Genomic DNA, 21,580 nt, shown 5'->3' with positions numbered 1-21,580 from the left:
ACATTGGAAATTTCTATTCAGCGGCACCTTCGCGGCCGTTTCGCTGTCGATGATAAATATTGCAATGAACGGAACACGTGATGCCGATTTTCAAAACGGCCCGCTAACGCCGATGGTCGAAACCGCAAACCGGTCGAAGCAGCGCGCAGACGGCCGCCGGCTGTCGGGCCGGTCCTCCGCGATGCGCACGCTGCTCGGCCGCATCGAGAAAATCGCGCCGACGCGCGCCAGCGTGATGATTGCCGGCGAAAGCGGGGTCGGCAAGGATATCGTCGCGCGCCGGCTGCACGATCTCAGCGCGCAGCGGGACGGCCCGTTCGTGCCCGTGAACTGCGGCGCGATTCCGCCCGATATTGCCGAGTCGCAATTGTTCGGGCACGAGAAAGGCAGCTTTACCGGCGCGATCGCGCAGCGGGAAGGGTTTTTCGAAGCCGCACGCGGCGGCACGCTGCTGCTCGACGAGATCGCGGAAATGCCTGCGGCGCTGCAGGTGAAGCTGCTGCGGGCAATCGAGTCGAACGCGATCGTGCGGGTGGGCGGTACCGAGCCGATTCCGCTCGACGTGCGGATCGTGTCGGCCACCCGCCACAATCCGGCCGACGCCGTGCGCGACGGCCGGCTGCGCGAGGACCTGTTCTATCGCCTCGCCGCGTTCGCGTTATACGTGCCGCCGCTGCGCCAGCGCGACGGCGACATCGAGACGATCGCGCTGGAATTCGTCGATACGCTGAACGCGCGGCACCGCTCGCACAAGCGGCTGACCGACGCGGCGATCGCGGCGCTGCGCGCGTATTCGTGGCCCGGCAACGTGCGCGAGCTGCACAACACGCTCGAGCGCGCATACATCCTGGCGGACGACGGCATCGACGTCGCACTGCCGAAGCAGGCGATGCCGCCCGACCGCACGTCGGAGAGCGCAATGGCGCTGCCGCTCGGCGCGACGCTGCACCACGCGCAGCAGCGCTTCATCGCGGCGACACTGCGTCATTTCGACGGCAACAAGCCGCGCGCGGCGAAAGCGCTCGGGATCAGCCTGAAGACGCTCTACAACCGGCTCGCGCTGATGCGCGACCGTGGCCGCTCCTGAGCGGCACGGCCGCGCATCCGGCGTGCCGCGTCATGCGACCTTGAACTGCCCGACCGTCGTCGCCAGCGCGTTCGCCTGCGACTGCAGCGCGGTTGCGGCCGCCGTCGACTGTTCGACGAGCGCCGCGTTCTGCTGCACCATTTCGTCGAGCTGCGTGACCGCGCGATTCACTTCCTGGATGCCGCGCGTCTGCTCGTTCGCCGCGTGCGTGATCTCGGAAATGATCGTCGTCACGTTCGACACGTTGGACACGATCTCGCGCATCGTGTCGCCGGCCTGACGCACCTGCCCGGACCCGGCCGACACGCTCGCGACCGTCGATTCGACCAGCACCTTCACTTCGCGCGCAGCCTGTGCGCTGCGTTGCGCGAGGCTGCGCACTTCCTGCGCGACGACCGCGAAGCCGCGGCCCTGCTCGCCCGCGCGCGCCGCTTCGACGGCCGCGTTCAGCGCGAGGATGTTGGTCTGGAATGCGATCCCGTCGATCACGCCGATGATGTCGCCGATCCGGCCCGACGCTTCCTCGATCTTCCCCATCGTCGCGACGACGTCCGACACGACCACGCCGCCGTGCGACGCGATCCGCGACGCGGCTGCCGCGCGTTCGTCGGCCTGGCCGGCGGCTGCCGCCGACTGGCCGACGGTGGCCGTGATTTCTTCCATCGAAGCGGCCGTTTCCTCGAGGCTCGCCGCCGCCGATTCGGTGCGCGACGACAGGTCCTGGTTGCCCGCCGCGATTTCGTTCGCAGCCGTGCGCACCGATTCGCTCGCGTCGCGGATCTGGCGCATCACGTCGTTCAGCTTGTCGATGAAGCTGTTGAACGAGCGCGCGATGTCGGCGACTTCGTCGCGGCCGTCGGCCGGCAGGCGCTGCGTCAGGTCGCCCGCGCCCGAGCCGATCGCGGCCATCGCCTGACGCACCAGCGACAGGCGGCGGAACGCGGTCGCGGTGATCGCGCCGATGATCAGCGATGCGACGCCGACGATCACGATCAGCGTGATCAGCGACGCGGTCAGCAGCGAGCGCATCCCGGCCGTCGCCTCGGTCTTGTCGAGCAGCACCAGCGCGTACCAGTCGGTGCCCGGCACGGGCCGCGCGCGCACCAGCTTCGCATCGCCGCCGACACCGACCTCGACGGGCGCGGTCGCGGCCGCGATCGACGCGGCGCTCGTCGCGCCGAGCTCGGGCGACACGTCGGCGACCGGCTTCAGCGTGAGCTTCGGGTTCGGGTGCGCGACGACGTGGCCGCTGCTGTCGATCAACATCCCGAAGCTCGCGGGCGTCGGGTGGATCGACTTCACGTTTGCGATCACGCTGTCCATTGCGACGTCCGCGGCGACCACGCCCTTCAGCGCACCGTCGCGCAGGATCGGCACCGCGAACGTGACGACCAGGTTGCCGGTGCCGGCGTCGACGTAAGGCGGCGTGACGACCGGCTTGCCGGCCTGCGCGGCCTGCTTGTACCACGGGCGGCCGGTCGGATCGTAGTCGGGTGGGATGCCGGTCGGGTCGGAGAAGCGGAACGTCTTGTCGGCATAACCCGCGTAGACGTTCGTGAAGCCGCCGGCCGCGGCCATCTGCTTGAACACAGGCAGCGGATCGGGAGCCAGCGCGGCATCCTGCAGCGACGCGATCATCCGGCTCCGGGTGGCGACCCAGTCGGCGATCCCGACCACGTGGCCGCTCGCGACGGAGGTCAGGTTGCGGTCGATCGCGTCGTCGTTGTACGAGCGTGCGATGAAGTAGTTGATCAGCGTGGTGGCGACGAGCGCGAATACGACGATGGCGACGCACGCGGCAAGGATGCGGGCGCGGATGGACGAGAACATGGCAACGACTCGGTAAGGGAGCGCGAACGCGCGGTGGACCAGTTCACCGTGTAAACGGCAAACGCGCCGCTTACTTGAGGCCGTTGTGACGATTCAGGGAAATGTACGACGAAAGGCGCCGCCGGCTGTCGGCGGATCGTCAGGAGACTGGCGTGCCTGACCGGTGCCCGCGCGCAGGTCGCCGGACGCGGCGACGGTGCCGACGGCCTCGTGCGCGGAAATCACCGGGCGTTTCGGGTTGGCCGGCTCGCCGTCGGCCGCATGCGTAAAGGTCGAGCGGAATTGGGCCGCGGCCCGGCGACGGATCGGGTAACGCCCGCGGCGTCAGCCGCGGCGAGCGCCCGTCATAGCCGATGGCTCGGGCGCGGATCGGATTCAGTGGGCTGTGTATCGGCCCGCGTGTCGCGGTCGAGATCGTCCTGCTGGCGCATCCGTTCGCGCAGGTGCCGGATCGCGAACACGTGGATGTAGTCGTGCACGCGCGCGCCGGACGACAGCACGCGCACTTCGTCGTCGAGCATCGCGCGCAACTGGTCTGCGCCGATCGCACGCTGTTGGGCGGCTTCCTTGAGTGAATCGAGCAAATTGTCCTTGGACATCGACGAACTCCTGACGGTCGAGGAACGAAAAGAAGACGGTACTGGAAGTTTAGAGACTGGACGGCTGCGCGGCATGCGGTGCGCCGGAGCATATTTGCGCGCGATCAACGGCACGTTGCGTGCCGCCGTGCCGATCCGTCTCCGGACCGGCTGCGCCTGGTTCGCGGCGCAAACCGCCCGCGAACGAAACTGGAAGCCCTGCCACGCCACCCCGGGGCGCGGCACCGGTCGACGGGCTGACGATGGAACGCCGCGCGATACCGATGCAGTTGGGGAACTTAGACCGGCCGAAATCATGCGTCAAGCGGCGTCTGCGGCCCCCCGCTCATTCGTCGGAACGAACGCGCCGGATCACGGCAGATAGCACCGTACCCGCCGATCGGCCGCCACGCGTGTCAGCGGATTCCGATACGCACCGCGCAATGCCTGACAGCGACTTCAGCGCCCGCTGCTTGGCAGCGCGTTGCCGCCGCCCGATACTGATGGCATGAACAAAGCGTTCATACCGGGTCATCGCCCAGCCGGCCATCGAGCCGGCATGCGGGGTCCGGCGCAGGAGACCAACCATGACACATCGCAACTTTGCAGGCCGGGACGGCCAGCGGCACGCGTCGGGCAATGCGCGCGCCCTGCCCGCCCGGGCCGGGTCGGCCGGCATCCGTCCATCCGACGATCTCGACACCTTGCTCGCGCTCGCACGCGAAGCCGGGCTGCTCGTCACGCTCGACGGGCAGATCGGCCGCGAAAAGTACCAGAGCGTCGCGGGGTCGGTACTCGCGCTGCAACGGTTCGCCGCGGCACTCTGTGCGCGGGCCGCGGACGACGCGCCGGCCGTTTCGGAGTCGCGCCGCAAGGCGCGCCCCGGCTGGCCGCATGCGAACCGGCTGCGCAATCGCACATGCGGCGTGTGCGCACCGTTGCATGCCGTGCGCCGACGCCCGCATGTACGCCGCAGCGCCGGCCGCCGGCACACTCTGCGGTCGACGCTTCGCACCCTCTGAGCGCGCACGCAGCAGGCACGGCACGGGGCCGTGCGATGGCCTAGCGCGACAGAAACTTCTACGAGGCTCGCGGCGTGCCGCCCATGTAAGGCGATGCCATGCATGCCGCGAGTGTCCGCCGGCCCGCATCGACTGCGCGCCATTAGGTGCGATGGCGTGCCGTTCCACACGGCGGCATTCACGACAATTCCTGCGGGGAAAAGAAATCTGACGGGGCCAGCAATGCGGAAAGCGGACGGGGTGACTCGCACCCCGCCCGTCCTCCAAGGCAGCGGTCGGCTGCCTACCCTCGTGCCAGAGAGTCCCTGGTCGGACGATGCGCCATGCAATGCGAGGCGCGGCTCCTGAAAAGGATGGGTCGGCGACCAACGTGCCGTCGATCGATGCCCGCGTTCATGCGCGACGGTCATTACATTTGCACGACAGACCTGCTGCGTCGGCGGATACTCCATAAATATCTCACGCGATGCGCACGACGTTTCTGACGCAGATCAACCGAAACCCGCTTCGTGCGCGACACCGCGCCAGTCACTCCGCGCCGCGCACGAGCAAGACAGGCACTTGCGCGAGGTGCGCAACGCGGCGCGCGACGCTGCCGATCAGCCAGGCGGCGATGCCGCGCCGGCCGTGCGAGCCGACCACCAGCAGTTCCGCGCGCCAGTGCACGGCGTCGCGCATCAGCGCATGGGCCACATCGTCGCTGGTCGGACGCGTTTCGACGATACCGCGCTTGGTCGGGTTACCGGTCGCATGGAACAGCGGACCGACCTTCGCGAGTGCATCCTCGCCCTCCGCACGGTACGCATCCTCGAGCGCGCGCACCGGCACGAAATCCGTCAGACGAACCGCGCGATCGATCACGTACGCCGCATACAGCAACGTCGTCGGCGCCGCGAAGCCGAGCCCGACACGCACCGCGTGCAGCGACGGCTCGCTGCCGTCGACCGCGAACATCAGCCGCTGTAGCGTGCCGTCCGACGGACGTGCATAGCCGGCCGGCACGATCAGCAGCGCGCAGCGCGCGCGTGTCGTCAGCGTGTCCGACATCGCGCCTTCGACGAGCCGCAGCAGCCCGTGATGCGGATTCGCGCCGACCACGAGCACGTCTGCGCGCCACGCCAGCGTGTCGTTCACCAGCGCATCGGCGACCGTGCCGCCCGTGACCGACGTATCGACGACGACCTGCTCGACCTCGATGCCGCTGTCGTCGAACAGCGCCGCGATCCGCGCGTTGGTGGCTTGCGCCTCGCGGATCATGTCCTCGCGCGCCGACGTCAGCAGCGCGTCGATGCGCGGGATGTCGGGCAATACGAGGCGCGGGTTGTCGATTGTGCAGACGATGCGCAATCGCATGCCGGGGCGCAGCAGTGTGCGCGCGTAGCGCGCGGCGGCCAGCGATTCGGGCGTCGGATCGACGGCCAGCGCGATTCGCGCGAGCGTCGGGATAGGCTGAGCAGGCTGCATGGCGAAGGCCTCCGTGCGTGTGCGTCGTCGCAGAACGACGACGGGAGCTTCGCGCGGAAGCGGCGTGCAGCGGCCGGGCGGCCGAACGGCTGGCACGGTCGCGGGGATCGCCGGGTGACCGCGCGAAGCGCGGACAAGCAATGCGTTCAGCATAGGCCGTCCGGCCCACGCGCGCATGATCGCGATCAACGATCGCGCAGGCCATGCCCGTGCCGCTTGCGACTTCGTCGGCACCGATGCCGTCGACTTATTTGGACAACGTCGCGCGCACCGTATATTCGCCTTCGAGCGCGCCGTGTTCGGGACGCACGAAATAGCGCGACGAATCGAGATCGGCCGGCAGTGGCTCGACCGGATAGCCGTGCTTCTCCCACGCATCGAGGCCGCCCTTCAGCGCCCGGATGTTGTGGATCATCTTCTTGCGCTGCATCTTCGCGATCAGGCGCTTCGCGGTGGCCTCGTTCGGGCACACGCAATAAACGACGATCGGCCGTTTCAGCATTTCCGGGTCGAGCAGGTCCGGCGAATCGAGATCGACCGGCACCGCGCCGGCGATCCGGTACGGCTCGCGTTCGCGAATCGCTTTCGGCCGCGCGTCGAAGATCAGCGGCGGCTCGTCCGACGTCATCATCTCGACGAGCTGCGGCGGCGAGATGCGCACCTGCGCGAGATAGCGGCGGAACTGCACGCGGCGCACCCAGCGGTACAGCAGGAACGTGATGAAGATCGCGAGGAACGCGTCGAGGATCGTGCCGCCGCTCGCGCGCACCCACAGCACGAACTGGACGATCTGGTCGTGAATGGCCGCGCCGCCGACCAGCCAGAACGCGGCCCACAGCGACGCGCCGGCCAGATCCCAGAACAGGAACACGCCGACGCCGATCGCGGTCGTGCCGAGCAGCGGCGCCGACACGAGGCCGAGGCCCGGCAGGAACTTGGACAGCACGAGCAGCGGCGCGCCGTATCGTTCGAATACGTTACGCGCGAAGCGCAGCGTCGTGTCGAGCGACAGCGAGAAGCGCACGAGGCCGTTCAGCAGGCGCCGGCCGCGCGTGCGGCCCATGAAGAACCACAGCGAATCGGCGAGCATCGTCGCACCGATCGCCGCCGCGAACATGCTGGCCCAGGACGCCTGCCCCATCGCCGCCATCGTGCCGCCGAGAATCAGCATCGGCACGGCCGGCACCGGCACGCCGAGCTGCGTGATCAACACGCTCGCGAACACGGCCCACGGGCCGAGCGACGATGGAATTGCAATGGGAAAGTGCCACACGGCGGCGCTCCTGGAAGACATGCGGGCCGCGCGACGGGGGCCGTCGGACCGGCTGCGCAACGGCCGCCGCGGCACGTCCGCAGCAGACCTTGTGCATCACGGGCATTCTAAACGGGTTTGGCCGGGATCGCGCGGAACACACGCCATCGGCGCGGGCTTCGGGCCGATGGTTGCACCGCTCTGACAATCACGCGTCCGGGCGCTGCGCGAGCCTTGCGACGTGCTCCGCGTAGTCGGGAAACGCGGCAGCCAGCGCGGCTGCGTCGGCCAGCTCGAATTCCGCGAACTCGAACCCCGGCGCAACCGTGCAGCCGACCAGCGCGACGTGCTCCGGCGACGCGCAGCGCGCGCCGAACCAGCGCCCGGCCGGCACAACCGTCTGGAACACGGTGCCCGGATGCGTGAGCGGGTTGCCGAGCCGGTGGATCGTCAGCCCGTCGCGCTCGTCGAGCACCCACACTTCGAGCGGATCGCCGGCGTAGAAATGCCAGACCTCGTCGGAGCGGATCCGGTGCCACGACGAATAAGCGCCGTCGCACAGCAGGTAGTAGATCGCGGTCGATGCGGCGCGCGGCGCGCCGTCGGCCGGACGCACGACCGAATCGGCCGCGCGGTAGGTTTCGCGGAAATAGCCGCCCTCGGGGTGCGGCTGCAGGTCGAACTGGCGGATCAGGTCGGTGGCGGAAATCGGCATGGCGGATGACGTCGGTAACGTGAGAAACCGGCATCCGGCTAGGGCCCGGTTCGTCGCGGATGCGACCGGGTGCCGCCGGATACCGCTGCGTCGATCGCCGCAGCCATGCGCGCGGCGAGGAAACGGACGTGGTCGATGCTGCCAGAACTGCGGGTCGGGATGCAACCCGCGGGCATGGAACGGCGGCCATGCGCGCACATCCGGGGCACCGTCGTCCGGACGACGCATGCGCCGAACGTGACAGGCGCACTCACGCGCGCTGCGCCGATCTGCGCGTCGCGCGTTCCATCAAACCGACATCCGGCAAAGGCGCGCGGCAGTCTCCTGCCCGCAACCGCTCATGCGTCAGCAACGCACCGCATGTCACGCGGTCGCCGGCGCGCCCCGCGTGCCCGGCTCGCTGTGCCGTACCAGCAGCACGGGCCGGTCGGCCGTGCGCAGCAGCGATTCCGCGACGCTGCCGAGCAGCAGCCGGCGCAGCCCGTGCCGCCCGCTCGTGCCCATCACGATCAGGTCGGCGTCGGTTTCGGCCGCCGTGCGCATCAGCACCGTGGCGACATCCTCGCCGTACGCGTCGAGCGCGCGCACGGTGCCCGGCACGTGCTGCTGAGCGAGTTCCGCTTTCGCAGCGTCGAGCACCGGCGTCGCGGCAGCGGTGGCCGCCGCATCGCCGTCGCGCTCGGCCGCGAAGCCCGCGTCGACGTCGACGAGCTGCGGCCGATGCTCGACGACATACGCGCAGGTGACCTCGCCGCCGGACGCCGCCGCGATCCTGATCGCCTCGCTCAGCGCGAGACGCGCGCTCGGGCCGCCGTCGAGCCCGACGAAAATCCGCTTGTACATGGTCCGTCCCTCCGACCGGGCACGCGTCGCGCGTTGTACGACGACGGCCCGTTACCGCAAGCCAACCCGGTGCCGGCTTGCCTGCCGAACAGTCTGCCCCACGTGCCGACGCGCTCGTTGACGCGCGTCAAGCGCGGCCGGCGCGCCCGCTGCTCCACGCCGTTTGCCGCATTTTCAGCTGACCCTATTACATAAAACGTGTAAAACGCGCACAATTTCATCTTCAAAATAGACGCTGTACGCAGCCGGTGCGAGTTTTGCCCGGTTTTGCCGCGCTGCCCGAGTGCTGCCGGCCGCCCCGACAACAGAATGGCCATCGAATGACCGCCAGTGGAACCCCAACGCGTGATTCCCGAGGGCCCACGCGCCTCCCGAGCATGTTACGCCAGCCGCTTGCGGCTGGCATCGTCGCGCTGTGCGCCGGCGCGGTGCTGTCGCTCGGCGTCGCGCTGCTGGTGCGCGAGCAGTGGCAAGGCGCCGTCCGTACGCGCTTCGAGCGCCGCACGACGCACGTGAGCGCGATGCTGCGCCACGAGCTGCAGTCCGGCGTCGCCGTGCTCGAAGGCGCGCGCGGCGCATTCAGCCTGGTCCCGGAAATGACGCCCGAGCAATGGCGCCGGTATGCGGAGACGCTCGATCTCGACAGCGGCCGCTCGCCGGTCCGGCAGATCGGCTATGTGCCGCTGCCGCCCGCGACACGCAGCGCCCTCGCCGGCTCGAAACCGATGCCGGGCGGCGCGCTCGCGGCCGCGGCGCTCAGCGCGCCCCCGTCGAGTTCGCCCGTCGTGCGCTTCGGCGCGTCCGACGCGGCGCCGCTGGCGCGCGCGCTGCAGACCGGCGACATCGCGCTCGGCGTTCACCCGGCCGACGACGACACGTCCCGCGACGCGCGCACCCTCACCCTGTTCCTGCCCGTGAGTACCTCGCCGCATGCGGCCGCCACGCCGTCCGGCACGCGCGAAGCCGGCGCCGACGGGATGCTGTTCGCGGCGCTGAGCCCGCGGCGCCTGATCGAGCGCGCGCTCGACGCGGAACGCGGGATCGACCTGTGGATGACCGCCGGCGGCGATCCGCGCGCGATCGTCAGCGTCGAGGCGACGACCGACGAGGCATCGGCTTCGCCCGACCTGCTGCGGCGCACCGACGTGCTGAATTTCGGCGGCACCGTGCTGACGCTCGCCTATTCCGCTGACGGCCGCCCGAGCGCAACCGGCGCGCAGCGCGCGGCCGGCACCGTGCTTGCCGCCGGACTGATCGCGTCGTTCGCGTTCGCGGCGCTCGTCCATGCGCTGATGCGCGGCCGGTCCGGCGCCACGGCCGATTCCGGCGCGAGCAGCCGCGGCATCCTCAACGAGGCGCGGATGATGGGCATTATCCGTTCGTCGATGGAAGCGATCATCACGATCGACGAAAAGCAGACGGTCGTGATCTTCAATCCGATGGCCGAGCAGGTGTTCGGCGTGTCCGCGATGGAGGCGATCGGCGCGCCGCTGTCGCGCTTCATCCCCGAGCGGTTCCGCGCCGCGCACGCGCGGCATGTCGACCAGTTCGGCGTGACGGGCGTTTCCGAGCGGCAGATGGGCCGCCAGCGCGTGCTGTTCGGGCTGCGCGCCAGCGGCGAGGAATTTCCGATCGAGGCGTCGATCTCGCAGATTCGCGACGCGTCGGGCAAGCTCTATACGGTGATGCTGCGCGACATCACCGAGCGGCTGCGCGCCGAGAATGCGCTGAAGCAATCGCGCGAGGAATTGCGCGAACTGTCGGCGAACCTGCAGAACGTACGTGAAGAAGAAAAGACGCGCATCGCGCGCGAGCTGCACGACGACCTCGGCCAGCAGCTCACCGCGCTGAAGATGGATCTGTCGGTGGTCGAGCAGCAGTTGCGCGTACCCGGCCGCGCGCAGCCGGACGAAGGCATGCTGTCGCACCTGCAGGGCATGCGGCGGCTGATCGACGCGACGGTCGCGTCGGTGCGGCGCATCGCGGCCGATCTGCGGCCGGTGATGCTCGACGATCTCGGCCTCGTGCCCGCGATCGAATGGCTCGCAAACGATTTCACGAACCGCTACGGGATCGATGTCGAGCGTCACATCGAAACGGGCGGCCTTACGTTCACCAGTGCGGGCGCGACCACGCTGTTCCGCATCGTCCAGGAAGCGCTGACGAACGTCGCGCGCCATGCGGATGCGACGCGCGTCGCGCTGCGGCTCGACATCGAGGACGGCTTCTGCGTGCTGCGCGTCGCGGACAACGGCCGCGGCGCGGCGCCCGGCGGCGCGGTCCACGAGGACAAATCGTTCGGCCTGATCGGCATTCGCGAGCGCGCGCACATGCTCGGTGGTACCGTGACGATCGACACCGCGCTCGCGCGCGGTTTCTCGATTACCGTCGCGTTACCGCTCAGTACCGTTCAACAGGAAACCCTCATCACATGATCAAGGTGCTCATCGCCGACGACCATACGCTCGTGCGCGACGGTCTGCGGCACATCCTCCAGAACGCCAGCGGATTCGAGGTGGCTGGCGAAGCCTGCGACGGCCCGTCGACGATCGCGCTCGTGCGTTCGACGCCCGCGCAGGTGCTCGTGCTCGACCTGTCGATGCCGGGCCGCAACGGCGTCGAACTGATCAAGCAGATCAAGGACGAGAAGCCCGCGCTGCGCGTGCTCGTGCTGACGATGCACGCGGAGCAGCAATACGCAGTGCGCGCGTTCCGCGCGGGTGCGTCAGGCTATCTGACGAAGGAAAGCGCGAGCGCCGAGCTGGTCGGCGCGGTCACGAAGGTGGCGTCGGGCGGCGTCTACGTGAGCCTCGCGATGGCCGAGCAGTTCGCGCAGAGCCTGAACGAGCCGGCCGAGACGCTGCCGCACCAGCGGCTGTCCGATCGCGAATTCGACGTGTTCCGGCGGATCGCCGCCGGCCAGACGCTGACCGAGATCGCACACGCGCTGTGCGTGAGCGCGAAGACGGTCAGCACCTACAAGACGCGAATCCTGGAAAAGATGCAGATGCCGCACGAAGCGGCGCTGGTGCGTTACGCGATGCGGCACAAGCTGCTCGACGAAACGGACGACGTGTAACGGACGACGTGTAGCAGCGGATGGCAGGCTTGACCGGCCGCGCGGCATGCGGCCGGTAACTGTAACGGTGCGTGACTTTTACCTGGCGGGCACCGGGCACGCGAGATCGCCTTCCTCGCAGGACAGATAGGCCTTCAGCGTTTCCGTACGCGCTTTCGTCAGATCGTCGAGGCAGGTCGATACGACCATCGGGTATACGCTGCCGCCCTCGGCGTTCGCGCTGGAGAAACCGCATTCGGCATCGCGGTATGCAATCCACGCGCGCTGCGCATTCACCAGTTTGTCGGCAAGCGGCCGTGCATCGCGCAGGCGCGCGGTGACGGCCTGATAGGTCCGGTTCAAATCCCCGTCGGATTTCTTGTACGCGCGATCGGCACACGCCGTCATCGTCGCCTGATCCGTTGCGTCCGCACAATTCGCCTGTGCATGAGCGACGTTCGCCGCCAGTGCCAGCGAGCACAGCAGACCGGTCAAGACACGCATGGATGCTCCTTGTTGTTCGTTGAAGTCGTGGAATCCGGTGCGGAGCCTGATGCCCCTGCCGCGCCTCGGCGCGCGGCGACACCGTCCGCGATGCTAGCGCACGCGCGTCCGCTTGTCAGCCGGCATCATGCTCGCGCGTCGGCTTGCATATCATCCACGCGCACCTACACTGGAAAAATTGATACGCCGCTTCAGGCCAGCGCTATCGCATCCATCCCGTCCCGCTTCCGCGCATTTCCCAGCGCATTTCGCGTTCGTGCCGCCGAGCGGGCATGACGTTTCGTCAGCCGGTTTCCTCTGCCTTGCGCAACGCGCAATCGCCATCGCTCTCTGGAGGAAATCATGAGCTATCACCTGGAAGGCCGTCTGCTCGAGGTCTGCAACTGTCGCGTACTGTGCCCGTGCTGGATCGGCGAGGATCCGGATTTCGGCGTGTGCGACACCATCGTCGCATGGCATGTCGACAAGGGCACGGTCGATGGCGTCGACGTCGGCGGCAACACGATCGCCGCGGTGTGCCGCGTGCCTGGCAATATCCTGGAAGGCAACTGGACGGCCGCGATCTACGTCAGCGACACGGCGTCCGCCGAGCAGGAGCAGGCGCTGCTCAAGGTCTACACGGGACAGGCCGGCGGCCCGATCGCCGAACTCGCGAAACTGATCGGCAAGGTCGTGTCGATCGAGCGCGCACCGATCCGGTTCGACGTCGAAGGCGCGCGCGGCACGCTGTCGATCGGCACCGACTATCACGCGGAACTCGAGCCGTACCTGGGCCCGAGCGGCGCGCAGACGACGCTGACCGACACCGTGTTCTCGACCGTGCCCGGCGCCCCCGTGTTCGTCGGCAAGGCGCCCGTCTACCGGTCGAAGAATGCGGCGATCGGCATCGACCTCGATCTGAAGAATCACAACGCGTTGCAGAGCACGTTCCTGTTCGACGCGTGAATCGCGATCGCACGGAAACGGCCATGGCAGCGTCGCTGCATCGGCGCCTGTTTCCGCTGGTGCTCACGAGCCTCGTCGGATTCGCGTGGGTCACGTTGTGGGCGTGGACGCGCAGTCCGTACGGGCGTTATCTCGAGCACGGCGACGGTGCCGCCTCCGAACCGTTCAGCGCACTTTGTCGCGCGCTGCCGGGCGGCGCGCTATGGCTGCCGGCCGTGTTCGACGCGGCGGCCTGGACGCTGATGATCCTTGCGATGATGCTGCCGACCACGCTGGCGCTGTTCGATGCGTTCGCGCGCGTCGTCGCGAACCGCCCCGACCAGGCGCGCCTGCTCGCGCTCGTCGGCGTCGGCTACGTCGTCGTGTGGAGCGGATTCGGCCTCGTCGCGCACGGGCTGCATGCACTGGTGCTGACGGGCGTCGCGCATGTGCCGGCGCTCGCGTGGCGCGGCTGGCTGATCGGCGCGGCCGTGTTTGCGCTCGCCGGCGCATTTCAGTTCAGTTGGCTGAAGGAACACTGCCTGGACCGGTGCCGCACCCCTTTCAGTTTCGTGATCAGCCGCTGGCGCGGCCGCACGCCGTTGCGGAACGCATTTGCGCTGGGCGCAAGCCACGGGCTCTTCTGCGTCGGGTGCTGCTGGGCGCTGATGCTGCTGATGTTCGTCGTAGGCGCCGGCAGTCTCGGCTGGATGCTGTCGCTCGCCGCGCTGATGGCCATCGAAAAGAATGCGGCGTGGGGACGGCAGCTCACGGCGCCGCTCGGCGCCGCGCTGTTCGGCGTGGCCATGCTGATCGTCGCGAACCACGCGTGAGGCCCGCAATGCGCCCGCCCGCCTCCGCATTCCCGCTGCACGTACGGCCGGGCGTGCGGGTCGCCGCGCTGACGTCCGTCGCGATGCTCGCATTCGCGTCGAATTCGCTGCTGTGCCGGCTCGCGCTGCAGGCCGGGCGGATCGACGCGGCCAGCTTCGGCAGCCTGCGCCTCGTGTCGGGCGCGCTGATGCTCGCGATCGTTGCCCGCGCGGGTGCGCGACGGCCCGCCCCGCCCGCGGACTGGCCCGCGGCGGCGATGCTGTTCGCCTATGTCGCGTGCTTCTCGTTCGCGTACCTGACCGTCAGTGCCGCAACCGGCGCGCTGATCCTGTTCGGCGCGGTGCAACTGACGATGTTCGCGGCAGGATGGCGCGCCGGCGAACGGTTCGCCCCGGCTGGCTGGGCCGGGTTCGGCGTCGCGCTCGGCGGGCTGCTGTATCTCGTGTCGCCGGGGCTCGCGGCACCGACGCCGCAAGGCGCGGCGCTGATGACCGTCGCCGGCATTGCATGGGGCATCTATTCGATACGCGGCCGCAAGCCCGCCGATCCGGTCGCGGCGACCGCCGGCAACTTCCTGCGTGCCGCACCGCTGGCGCTCGCGTTGAGCGTCGCGCTCGCCGCTCGCATGCGCGTGACGCCGGCCGGCGTCGCGCTTGCCGTGCTTTCCGGTGCGCTCACCTCGGGCCTCGGCTACGTCGTCTGGTATGCCGCGCTGCGGCACCTCACGGCCATGCGCGCCGCGGCAATCCAGTTGTCCGTGCCGCCGATCGCCGCGTGCGGCGCCGTGCTGTTCCTGTCCGAACAGCCGACCTGGCGGCTCGCACTCGCATCGGCCGCCATCCTCGGTGGCGTCGCAGCGGTGCTCGCGACCCGTGCCCGCCATGCGGGCACCGCGCCGTAATGCCAGGCCGGCGCACCGCGCTCGCCCCGGCTCATTCGGGTATGCGGAAACGAAAAACCCGTACACGGATACCGTGCACGGGTTTCGGGGGAACCTGCAAACCGGGCGCCGTTGCTGGCGCCGGCCGGCTTAGTGGCCGAAGTACACCGACGAACGATCGGCGGCGGCCGGCACGACCACGCGTTGGCCCGACTGCGACGTCGCAGCTGCATTCGCGCCGTAGCCCGTTGCGTCAGCCTGCGCGCCGGTGTTCTGCGCGGCAGCGATCTTTGCCTGTGCGGCCTGGATGTTTTCCGGGTAGTTCACCCAGTCGTTCGGGTTGTAGCCGGCCTTTTCGAGCTGGACCAGCTCGGCACGCACTTGCGCGCGCGTCAGCGGCTGCTGGTTCGATTGGGCGAACGAGACGACCGGTGCGGCCACCAGGGCGGCCAGTGCAACTGCCTTGATCAGCGATTTCATGATGCGTTACCTCCAGGATTGTTTTGTCAGGCGCGTCGGACTCGGGGTCGTTGCGCATGAGTAGAAGTCTAGGAGGCGCGACTATCAGGGTAAATACTTAAATCGCAAATTCACTGTTGACGGAAACCGTACAATTTCGCCGGAATAACCACAATCATCAGACGATTATCGGCATTCATGCGCCGAATGCTGCGATACGGCATCCGGCGCGCGCGGCCCACGCGTCAGCGCGATGGGTCGATATCCGCCGACGCCATCAGCCTGTCGAACAGCAGTGCCTTGAGGCGGACCAGGTCGTCGGCGCCGGTCTCGCCGAACGCCGCGTGATGCAGCGTCAGTGCCGGCGCCGCCGGATCGGCATGCACGGCCCGCACCGTGCCGTCGAGCGCCAGCTGCTCGACGCGGTCGCCCGCCGCGTACGGCAGCAGCACGCGCAACGGCTCGCCGGGTGCGGCGATCGTCCGGTCGAACGCGACCGACAGTCCGCTCAGGCTGATGTCGTGCACCATTCCGATGCCTTCCACCCCGTCGGCTCCACCCGTGCAGCAGGCCGCGATCCGCGCGGGCACGCGCGGCTCCGCGCGCGTACGCAGCCGGTCGACGAAACCGGGCGGCGACAGGATCATGAACGGCGCGGCGCCCGACACCTGCACCGACTCGACCGTCGCGCCGAAACGGGACACCGCGGCCCGGCCGATCGCCACCGCTTCGATGTCGTCGCCGCGCACGAAGTCGAACACGGCCGCCGGCTGCGGCTCGACGAACAGCGCGCCCGACGTTGCGACACCGATCAGCCGGAAGCGCTGCAGCGCGCGTGTCGTGCCGACCCGGCGGCGGATGCCGATCGCGGCACCGGCCGACAGCCCCATGCGCGGGGCTGGCGGCACCGGTGCACGCGGATCGGCATCGGCGTCATCGCGCACGCGCACGGGCCGGAAATGGTCGAACAGGAAAGCATGCTGCGCGGCATCGCTCAGCGTCGTGCCGGCCGGCAGCAGCGCGGCGCCGTCGGCATCGTAGAGATCGAAGCCGAGCGGAACGCCAACGGAGAGGTCGTCGCGCACGAGCGCGACGTAGTCGGTGGGAGGTCGCATCGGAGAAGCGCGGAACGACCGCGCGAGCTGTCGTGACACCATGATTACGGCAGCGTCGCGCGAAATCTGAACGGCTTCGTTACTGCGAGGCGCCCGTCGCGTCGGGAGCGACCGGCGCGGGCGGCTGGGCCGGCGTGGCGGCCGGCGCCGCACCGATGCCCGCACTGCCGTCGCTCGTCGTACTTGCGCCCACTGCCGGCGGCTGCGCCGTCTGCGGCTGCGATGCGCCTGGCGACAACGCGGCGGCCGATGCGGCCACTTCGGACGCCGGTATCCATTCCTCGACGATGCCGCCGGACGCCGCTTCGGGCGCCGATGCCGCCGACGCGGCCGATGCCGCGCCTTCGTCGGCCTCCGATGAAGGCGCCATGCGCTGCGTCCTGACTGGCGCGGGCGCCTTCGTCGGCTCGGGCCTGAACCACGTGTCGAACAGATCCGTCGCACGCTCGCGCAGCGACGCGAACCAGCCGGGCGACGGCTCGGTATCGAATTTCGCCTTCGTGTCGACGATCCGGGCGCGCTGCGCGCGCTGGAAGAAATCGCCGACGATCGGCAGCGCACTGTGCGCGCCCTGCCCCCAGTAATCGCTGCGCAGCGTCACGCGGCCGTCGTCGAATCCGACCCACGCGCCGGCGACGAGGCCCGGCTGCATCAGGATGAACCAGCCGTCCGCATTGTCCTGCGTCGTGCCCGTCTTGCCGGCTACATCGCCGCGAACGCCGAAGCGCGTGCGGATGCTGCCGCCCGTGCCGCGCGTCACGACATCGCGCATCACGTCGAGCAGCGTCTTGTCGGTTTCGGCGTCGAGCGCGCGCTCGGGCGGCGCCGGCGCGTACTCGGCGAGCACGTCGCCCTGGCGATTCTCGATGCGCGTCACCATCTGCGGTTCGACGTACAGCCCGCCGTTCGCGATCGTCGCGTACGACGCGACCATCTCCTTCAGCGTGACCGGGCTCGTGCCGAGCGCGAGCGACGGCACGCGTTCGAGCGGGCTTTCGCGCACGCCCATGTCGCGCGCGAGCCGCGCGACCGCCGTGGGCCCGACCTTCTCCATCACCTGCGCGGTGATCCGGTTGCGCGACAGCGCGACCGCGTCGCGCAGCGTCATCGGTTTGCCCGTAGGCGGCACGTCGTCGTTCGGCCGCCAGATCTCGCCGCCCTTCAGCGGGATCTCGACCGGCTGGTCGATGAACGTGTCGTCCGGCTTCATCCCGCCCGCGAACGCGGCGCCATAGACGAACGGCTTGAACGTCGAGCCCGGCTGGCGCCGTGCCTGCGCGACGTGGTCGAACGGCTCGTTGGTAAAGTCGCGGCTGCCGACCCATGCGCGGATCTGCCCGTCGCGCGGATCGATCGCGAGGAAGCCGGCCTGCACGTCGGTCTTCGTCTTGCACAGCGCACGCATGAAGCCGCGGTCAGCCGCGAGCAGCTTCATCGCGGCCGCGTCGTCCTTGCCGGCGTCCTGCGCGGCCTTGTATTCGGGCGACTCGCGCATGAAGGTGCGGAACACCTCGTTGTCGGTGCCGCAGCCGTCGCGGCCGCTCCACGCGTTGTTCGCGATGCCCTGCAACTGATTGCCCTGCAGCGTGAGCGCCTGCGTCGCCATCTGCTGCAGCCGCGAATCGATCGTCGTGCGCACGATCAATCCGTCCGAGTAGATGTTGTAGTCGTTGCGGTCGGCCCACGCGATCAGCCATTTGCGCAACTGCTGCGCGAAATGCGGCGCCGGCCCCGGCGGCTCCTTCTGGCGCTCGAAATCGATGCGCAGCGGCCGGCGCTGCAACTGCGCGAACTGCGCCGCCGACAGCTTGCCGTACTTCACCATCTGGCCGAGCACCGTGTTGCGCCGCTGCAGCGCGCGCTCGGGATTCAGCACCGGGTTGTAGTAGCTGTTGCCCTTCAACATCCCGACGAGCGTCGCGCTGTCGAGCACGTCGAGCTGGTCGGCCGACTTGTCGAAATAGGTGCGCGCGGCCATCTCGACGCCGTACGCGTTGTACAGGAACGGCACCGTGTTCAGGTAGGTCTCGAGGATCTGGTCCTTGCTGTAGACGGCTTCGATCTTCAGCGCGGTGATGGCTTCCTTCACCTTGCGCGTGAGCGTCGGCGCGCGGCCGATCTCGTCCGGATACAGGTTGCGCGCGAGCTGCTGCGTGATCGTCGAGCCGCCCTGGCGGCTGCCCGAGAACGTATGGAGCGCGGCCGACGCGGTGCGTTTCCAGTCGAGGCCGTGATGCTCGTAGAAGCGATGATCCTCGGTCGCGATCAGCGCGTCGACCATGTGCGGCGAGATCTGCTTGAGCGGCACCCACTCGCGGTTCGACGGCTTGAATTCGGCCAGCAGCTTGCCGTCGGCGGACAGCACCTGCGCCGGCTGGTCGACGCGCGCCTTGCGGATGTCGCCGATGCCCGGCGTGAACGGGATCAGCGCGATCACGTACAGCACGAACAGCACCGGCACGGCGGCGGCCGTGAGCAGCACGCCGCGGCGCGTGGGACGACGGAGATGCTGCCACGCGGCGGCGGCGAGAGGCTTGACCCTCGCGACGGCGGCAGCCGCGACGGGTTGGGCGCGCGCAACCCAGCTGGCACAGAAGTCACGCACTGACGACACGTTTCGGCGATTCACGCGGGTGGAGCTCGGCTGAAAAGGGTGCATCGTACCAAAACTCGCGCGGCCGGCAGGCCGTGGCGGCCGTGCGCCGGCGCGCACCGCACGGCTTCGCGACCGGTCGCACGCAAAAAAGGCGCGTGCCCCCGCAACGGGAACGACGCGCCAGGCCTGGTACGACAACCGGCTGGCCGCGCGACGGCGGCCGATCTGCGCCGCTGCTCAGCGCACGAGAAAACCGTAGGTCAGCGGATCGCGCTCGTCGACGATCCAGTTCGCGAAACCGCAGATATGCGCACTGCCTTCCACTTCCGGGATCACGGCCGCGATCTCGCCGACCGTCGTCTCGCGCAGCACGCGCCCCTTGAAGATCGTGCCGACGATCGATTCGTTGACGAGCGTGTCGCCGGCCGCGAGCAGCCCGCGCTGGTACAGCTGCGCGACGCGCCCGCCGGTGCCGGAGCCGGTCGGCGAGCGGTCGACCTCGCGATCCGCGAACACGCAGCAGTTCGCCTGCGTCGAGCCCGGATGGCGCGGCGCGTTCGCGATGATCGTGCCGTAGATATGGTTGATTTCCGGAATCTCCGGATGTACGACCGGGTACTTCGCGTTCGCGGCAGCCTTCACTTCCGCGCCGAAGCGGATCAGCTTTTCCACCGCCGATTCGCGCACCGGCAGGTCGAATGGCGCGCCGTCGACGTAGAAATAGAACGCGCCGCCATACGCGATGTCGCCGGTCACGGTGCCGAACGACGGCGTGTCGACCGACACGTCGCGCCGCCAGATGAACGACGGCACGTTGACGAAGCGCACGGGCCCCGCATGCTCGCCGTCCCACTTGACGAAGGCCTCGATGAAGCCGCACGGCGCGTCGATGCCGACCCGCGTTTCCGGCACCGTGCGCTGCACCCAGCCGAGTTCGACGGCCGCGGTCGACAGCGCGATCACGCCGTGCCCGCAATGGTCGCTGTAGCCTTCGTTGTGCACGAAGATCACGCCGAAATCGGCGTTCGGCGACACGGGCTCGGTCAGGTAGCCGCCGTACATGTCGGCGTGGCCGCGCGGTTCGAACATCAGCGCACGGCGGATCTCGTCGGCGTTCTCCTTGAGCCATGCGCGGCGCTGGACGATCGTGTCGCCAGGCAGGCGCGGCAGCCCGCTCGTGACGATGCGGAACGCTTCGCCGCCCGTATGGACTTCGACAGTGGAAAGGGATCGGGAAATTTTCATCAGATGCTCTGAGAAACCCCGTCCTTCAGGGCGGGGAGGAAAGGAGCGCCGCTGTTTGACAGCGGCATTCCAACGTTAAAATGACCGGCATGATTCTTGTATACCGCTACCGGGTGAAATCGCTCAACGGACTGCTTAACAAGCAGAGCCGTGCGGTGAACTACGTCTGGAACTTCTGCAACGACACGCAGAAGCACGCTCAAGTGGAGCAAGAAGTGGCCGACAGGTTTCGACCTGAACGTACTGACCACCGGCAGTAGCAAGGAACTCGGACTCCACTCCGGCACGATCAATGCGACGTGCGAGCAATATGCGAAGTCGCGCAGCCAGCACCGTCGCCCCTACCTGCGCTATCGCGGCAGGAAGTCGCTGGGCTGGGTGCCGCTGAAGGGCCGCGATCTGAAGCGCGAAGGCGACGCGTTCCGCTTCGCCGGCCACACCTTCCGCGTGTTCAGCAGTCGCCCGCTGCCCGACGGCAAGATCAAGGACGGCACCAACTTCGCGCAGGAAGCGCGCGGCAACTGGTTCCTGAATATCGCGATCGAGATACCCGATGTTCAGGCGCGCCCGATCCGCTCTGGTGTCGGCCTCGATCTCGGTCTGAAAGACTTCGCCACACTTTCGACCGGCGAGAAGCTGCCTAACGACCGGTTCGGCCAGCGCGCGGCCGAAAAGCTGGCGAAAGCGCAGCGTGCGCGAAAGCACAAGCGGCACATCGCGAAGCTGCACGCCAAGGTGGCGAGTGCTCGCGCGGACTTCCAGCACAAGCTCGCACTCGATCTGGTGCGACGCTTCGACTACATCGCGGTCGGCAACGTGTCGGCCGCCAAGCTCGCCAAGACCAGGATGGCGAAAAGCGTCTACGACGCATCCTGGTCGTCCTTCCGGGACAAGCTCCGTTACAAGGCGATGGCGCACGGGGCCACGTTCGAGGAAGTCGACGAAAGCGGTTCTACCCAGTCCTGTTCGGCGTGCGGGTCGACAGACAGCACGACGCGGCCGAAAGGTATCGCGGGACTGCGAGTAAGAGAGTGGACCTGCAGTGACTGTGGCGTCGAGCATGATCGTGATACCAACGCTGCGTTGAACATTCTCCGATGCGGGTGTGCATCGCCAGGTGTGGGAATCACCTCCTTTTAGGGAGGTGTTCATATAAGGACGTCAAGGTCGATCG

The 21,580-nt window shown here is 68.5% G+C and carries 18 protein-coding genes and 1 pseudogene; 8 read left to right on the top strand and 11 right to left on the bottom strand.

All coding sequences use genetic code 11. The annotated features are described in order from the left end of the window. Window positions 1-49: 49 nt before the first annotated feature. Window positions 50-1,087, top strand: coding sequence for a sigma-54 interaction domain-containing protein (locus MRS60_RS19810; RefSeq protein WP_105390016.1), 1,038 nt, complete (start codon window positions 50-52; stop codon window positions 1,085-1,087). A gap of 30 nt (window positions 1,088-1,117) precedes the next feature. Here the strand turns inward: MRS60_RS19810 and MRS60_RS19805 are convergent, their stop codons facing one another. Further along, window positions 1,118-2,917, bottom strand: a complete 1,800-nt coding sequence (locus MRS60_RS19805; RefSeq protein ID WP_131948395.1) for a methyl-accepting chemotaxis protein — start codon at window positions 2,915-2,917, stop codon at window positions 1,118-1,120. 344 nt (window positions 2,918-3,261) lie between these two features. Further along, a complete protein-coding gene (locus MRS60_RS19800) occupies window positions 3,262-3,516 on the bottom strand; it encodes a DUF3562 domain-containing protein (protein WP_243566473.1) in 255 nt (84 codons plus the stop codon). A gap of 566 nt (window positions 3,517-4,082) precedes the next feature. Between MRS60_RS19800 and MRS60_RS19795 the strand changes: the two genes are divergently transcribed. Beyond that, window positions 4,083-4,517, top strand: a complete 435-nt coding sequence (locus MRS60_RS19795) for a hypothetical protein (RefSeq protein WP_105389990.1) — start codon at window positions 4,083-4,085, stop codon at window positions 4,515-4,517. 528 nt (window positions 4,518-5,045) lie between these two features. Here the strand turns inward: MRS60_RS19795 and MRS60_RS19790 are convergent. From MRS60_RS19790 to MRS60_RS19775, 4 genes are all read right to left on the bottom strand, one after another. Then, window positions 5,046-5,981: a universal stress protein gene (locus tag MRS60_RS19790; RefSeq protein ID WP_034179554.1), complete on the bottom strand. Its 936-nt coding sequence runs from the start codon at window positions 5,979-5,981 to the stop codon at window positions 5,046-5,048. A gap of 247 nt (window positions 5,982-6,228) precedes the next feature. Beyond that, the gene (locus tag MRS60_RS19785; RefSeq protein WP_034179555.1) at window positions 6,229-7,254 is read right to left on the bottom strand and encodes a DedA family protein/thiosulfate sulfurtransferase GlpE; all 1,026 of its coding nucleotides are present in this window, start codon (window positions 7,252-7,254) and stop codon (window positions 6,229-6,231) included. Window positions 7,255-7,441: 187 nt separating this feature from the next. Continuing rightward, on the bottom strand, window positions 7,442-7,948 hold the full coding sequence (locus MRS60_RS19780) for a cupin domain-containing protein (protein WP_072436775.1): 507 nt from the start codon (window positions 7,946-7,948) through the stop codon (window positions 7,442-7,444). 363 nt (window positions 7,949-8,311) lie between these two features. Beyond that, window positions 8,312-8,791: a universal stress protein gene (locus MRS60_RS19775; RefSeq protein WP_034179557.1), complete on the bottom strand. Its 480-nt coding sequence runs from the start codon at window positions 8,789-8,791 to the stop codon at window positions 8,312-8,314. A gap of 320 nt (window positions 8,792-9,111) precedes the next feature. On the opposite strand from MRS60_RS19775, the gene MRS60_RS19770 reads away from it, so the two are divergent. Together MRS60_RS19770 and MRS60_RS19765 are read left to right on the top strand one after the other, a co-directional pair. Further along, entirely contained in the window at window positions 9,112-11,226 is a 2,115-nt protein-coding gene (locus MRS60_RS19770) for a PAS domain S-box protein (protein WP_243566472.1), read from the top strand. Continuing rightward, complete coding sequence (locus tag MRS60_RS19765) at window positions 11,223-11,870, top strand: response regulator (RefSeq protein ID WP_034179559.1); 648 nt, start codon at window positions 11,223-11,225, stop codon at window positions 11,868-11,870. Before MRS60_RS19770 ends, MRS60_RS19765 begins: the two co-directional genes overlap by 4 nt. A gap of 78 nt (window positions 11,871-11,948) precedes the next feature. Here the strand turns inward: MRS60_RS19765 and MRS60_RS19760 are convergent, their stop codons facing one another. Continuing rightward, entirely contained in the window at window positions 11,949-12,353 is a 405-nt protein-coding gene (locus MRS60_RS19760) for a lysozyme inhibitor LprI family protein (RefSeq protein ID WP_034179560.1), read from the bottom strand. A 342-nt stretch (window positions 12,354-12,695) separates the two neighbouring features. On the opposite strand from MRS60_RS19760, the gene MRS60_RS19755 reads away from it, so the two are divergent. The 3 genes from MRS60_RS19755 to MRS60_RS19745 are packed head-to-tail and all read left to right on the top strand — an operon-like array spanning window position 12,696 to window position 15,012. After that, window positions 12,696-13,298 (top strand): DUF1326 domain-containing protein, encoded by a 603-nt coding sequence (locus MRS60_RS19755; protein WP_175748425.1) that lies wholly within the window; start codon window positions 12,696-12,698, stop codon window positions 13,296-13,298. Between the two features lie 23 nt (window positions 13,299-13,321). Next, complete coding sequence (locus MRS60_RS19750) at window positions 13,322-14,110, top strand: DUF2182 domain-containing protein (RefSeq protein WP_034180075.1); 789 nt, start codon at window positions 13,322-13,324, stop codon at window positions 14,108-14,110. Window positions 14,111-14,118: 8 nt separating this feature from the next. Next, window positions 14,119-15,012, top strand: coding sequence for a DMT family transporter (locus MRS60_RS19745; protein ID WP_051983617.1), 894 nt, complete (start codon window positions 14,119-14,121; stop codon window positions 15,010-15,012). A 129-nt stretch (window positions 15,013-15,141) separates the two neighbouring features. Here MRS60_RS19745 and MRS60_RS19740 read toward each other — a convergent pair whose 3' ends face one another. The 4 genes from MRS60_RS19740 to lhpH form a co-directional block, all read right to left on the bottom strand. Then, complete coding sequence (locus tag MRS60_RS19740) at window positions 15,142-15,471, bottom strand: DUF4148 domain-containing protein (RefSeq protein ID WP_034179562.1); 330 nt, start codon at window positions 15,469-15,471, stop codon at window positions 15,142-15,144. 224 nt (window positions 15,472-15,695) lie between these two features. Continuing rightward, a complete protein-coding gene (locus tag MRS60_RS19735) occupies window positions 15,696-16,565 on the bottom strand; it encodes a PilZ domain-containing protein (protein WP_243566471.1) in 870 nt (289 codons plus the stop codon). Between the two features lie 79 nt (window positions 16,566-16,644). After that, window positions 16,645-19,224: a penicillin-binding protein 1A gene (locus MRS60_RS19730; protein WP_243566470.1), complete on the bottom strand. Its 2,580-nt coding sequence runs from the start codon at window positions 19,222-19,224 to the stop codon at window positions 16,645-16,647. A gap of 174 nt (window positions 19,225-19,398) precedes the next feature. Then, on the bottom strand, window positions 19,399-20,406 hold the full coding sequence (lhpH, locus tag MRS60_RS19725) for a trans-3-hydroxy-L-proline dehydratase (RefSeq protein ID WP_034179564.1): 1,008 nt from the start codon (window positions 20,404-20,406) through the stop codon (window positions 19,399-19,401). Window positions 20,407-20,495: 89 nt separating this feature from the next. Between lhpH and MRS60_RS19720 the strand changes: the two are divergent. Next, a pseudogene (locus MRS60_RS19720) lies at window positions 20,496-21,546 on the top strand (RNA-guided endonuclease InsQ/TnpB family protein). Window positions 21,547-21,580: the final 34 nt, after the last annotated feature.

Origin of the sequence: Burkholderia pyrrocinia (assembly GCF_022809715.1) — a bacterium.
Lineage (GTDB): Bacteria > Pseudomonadota > Gammaproteobacteria > Burkholderiales > Burkholderiaceae > Burkholderia > Burkholderia pyrrocinia_C.
The sequence above is the reverse complement of the archived record's forward strand: the minus strand, read 5'-3'. Positions and strand labels throughout refer to the sequence as shown.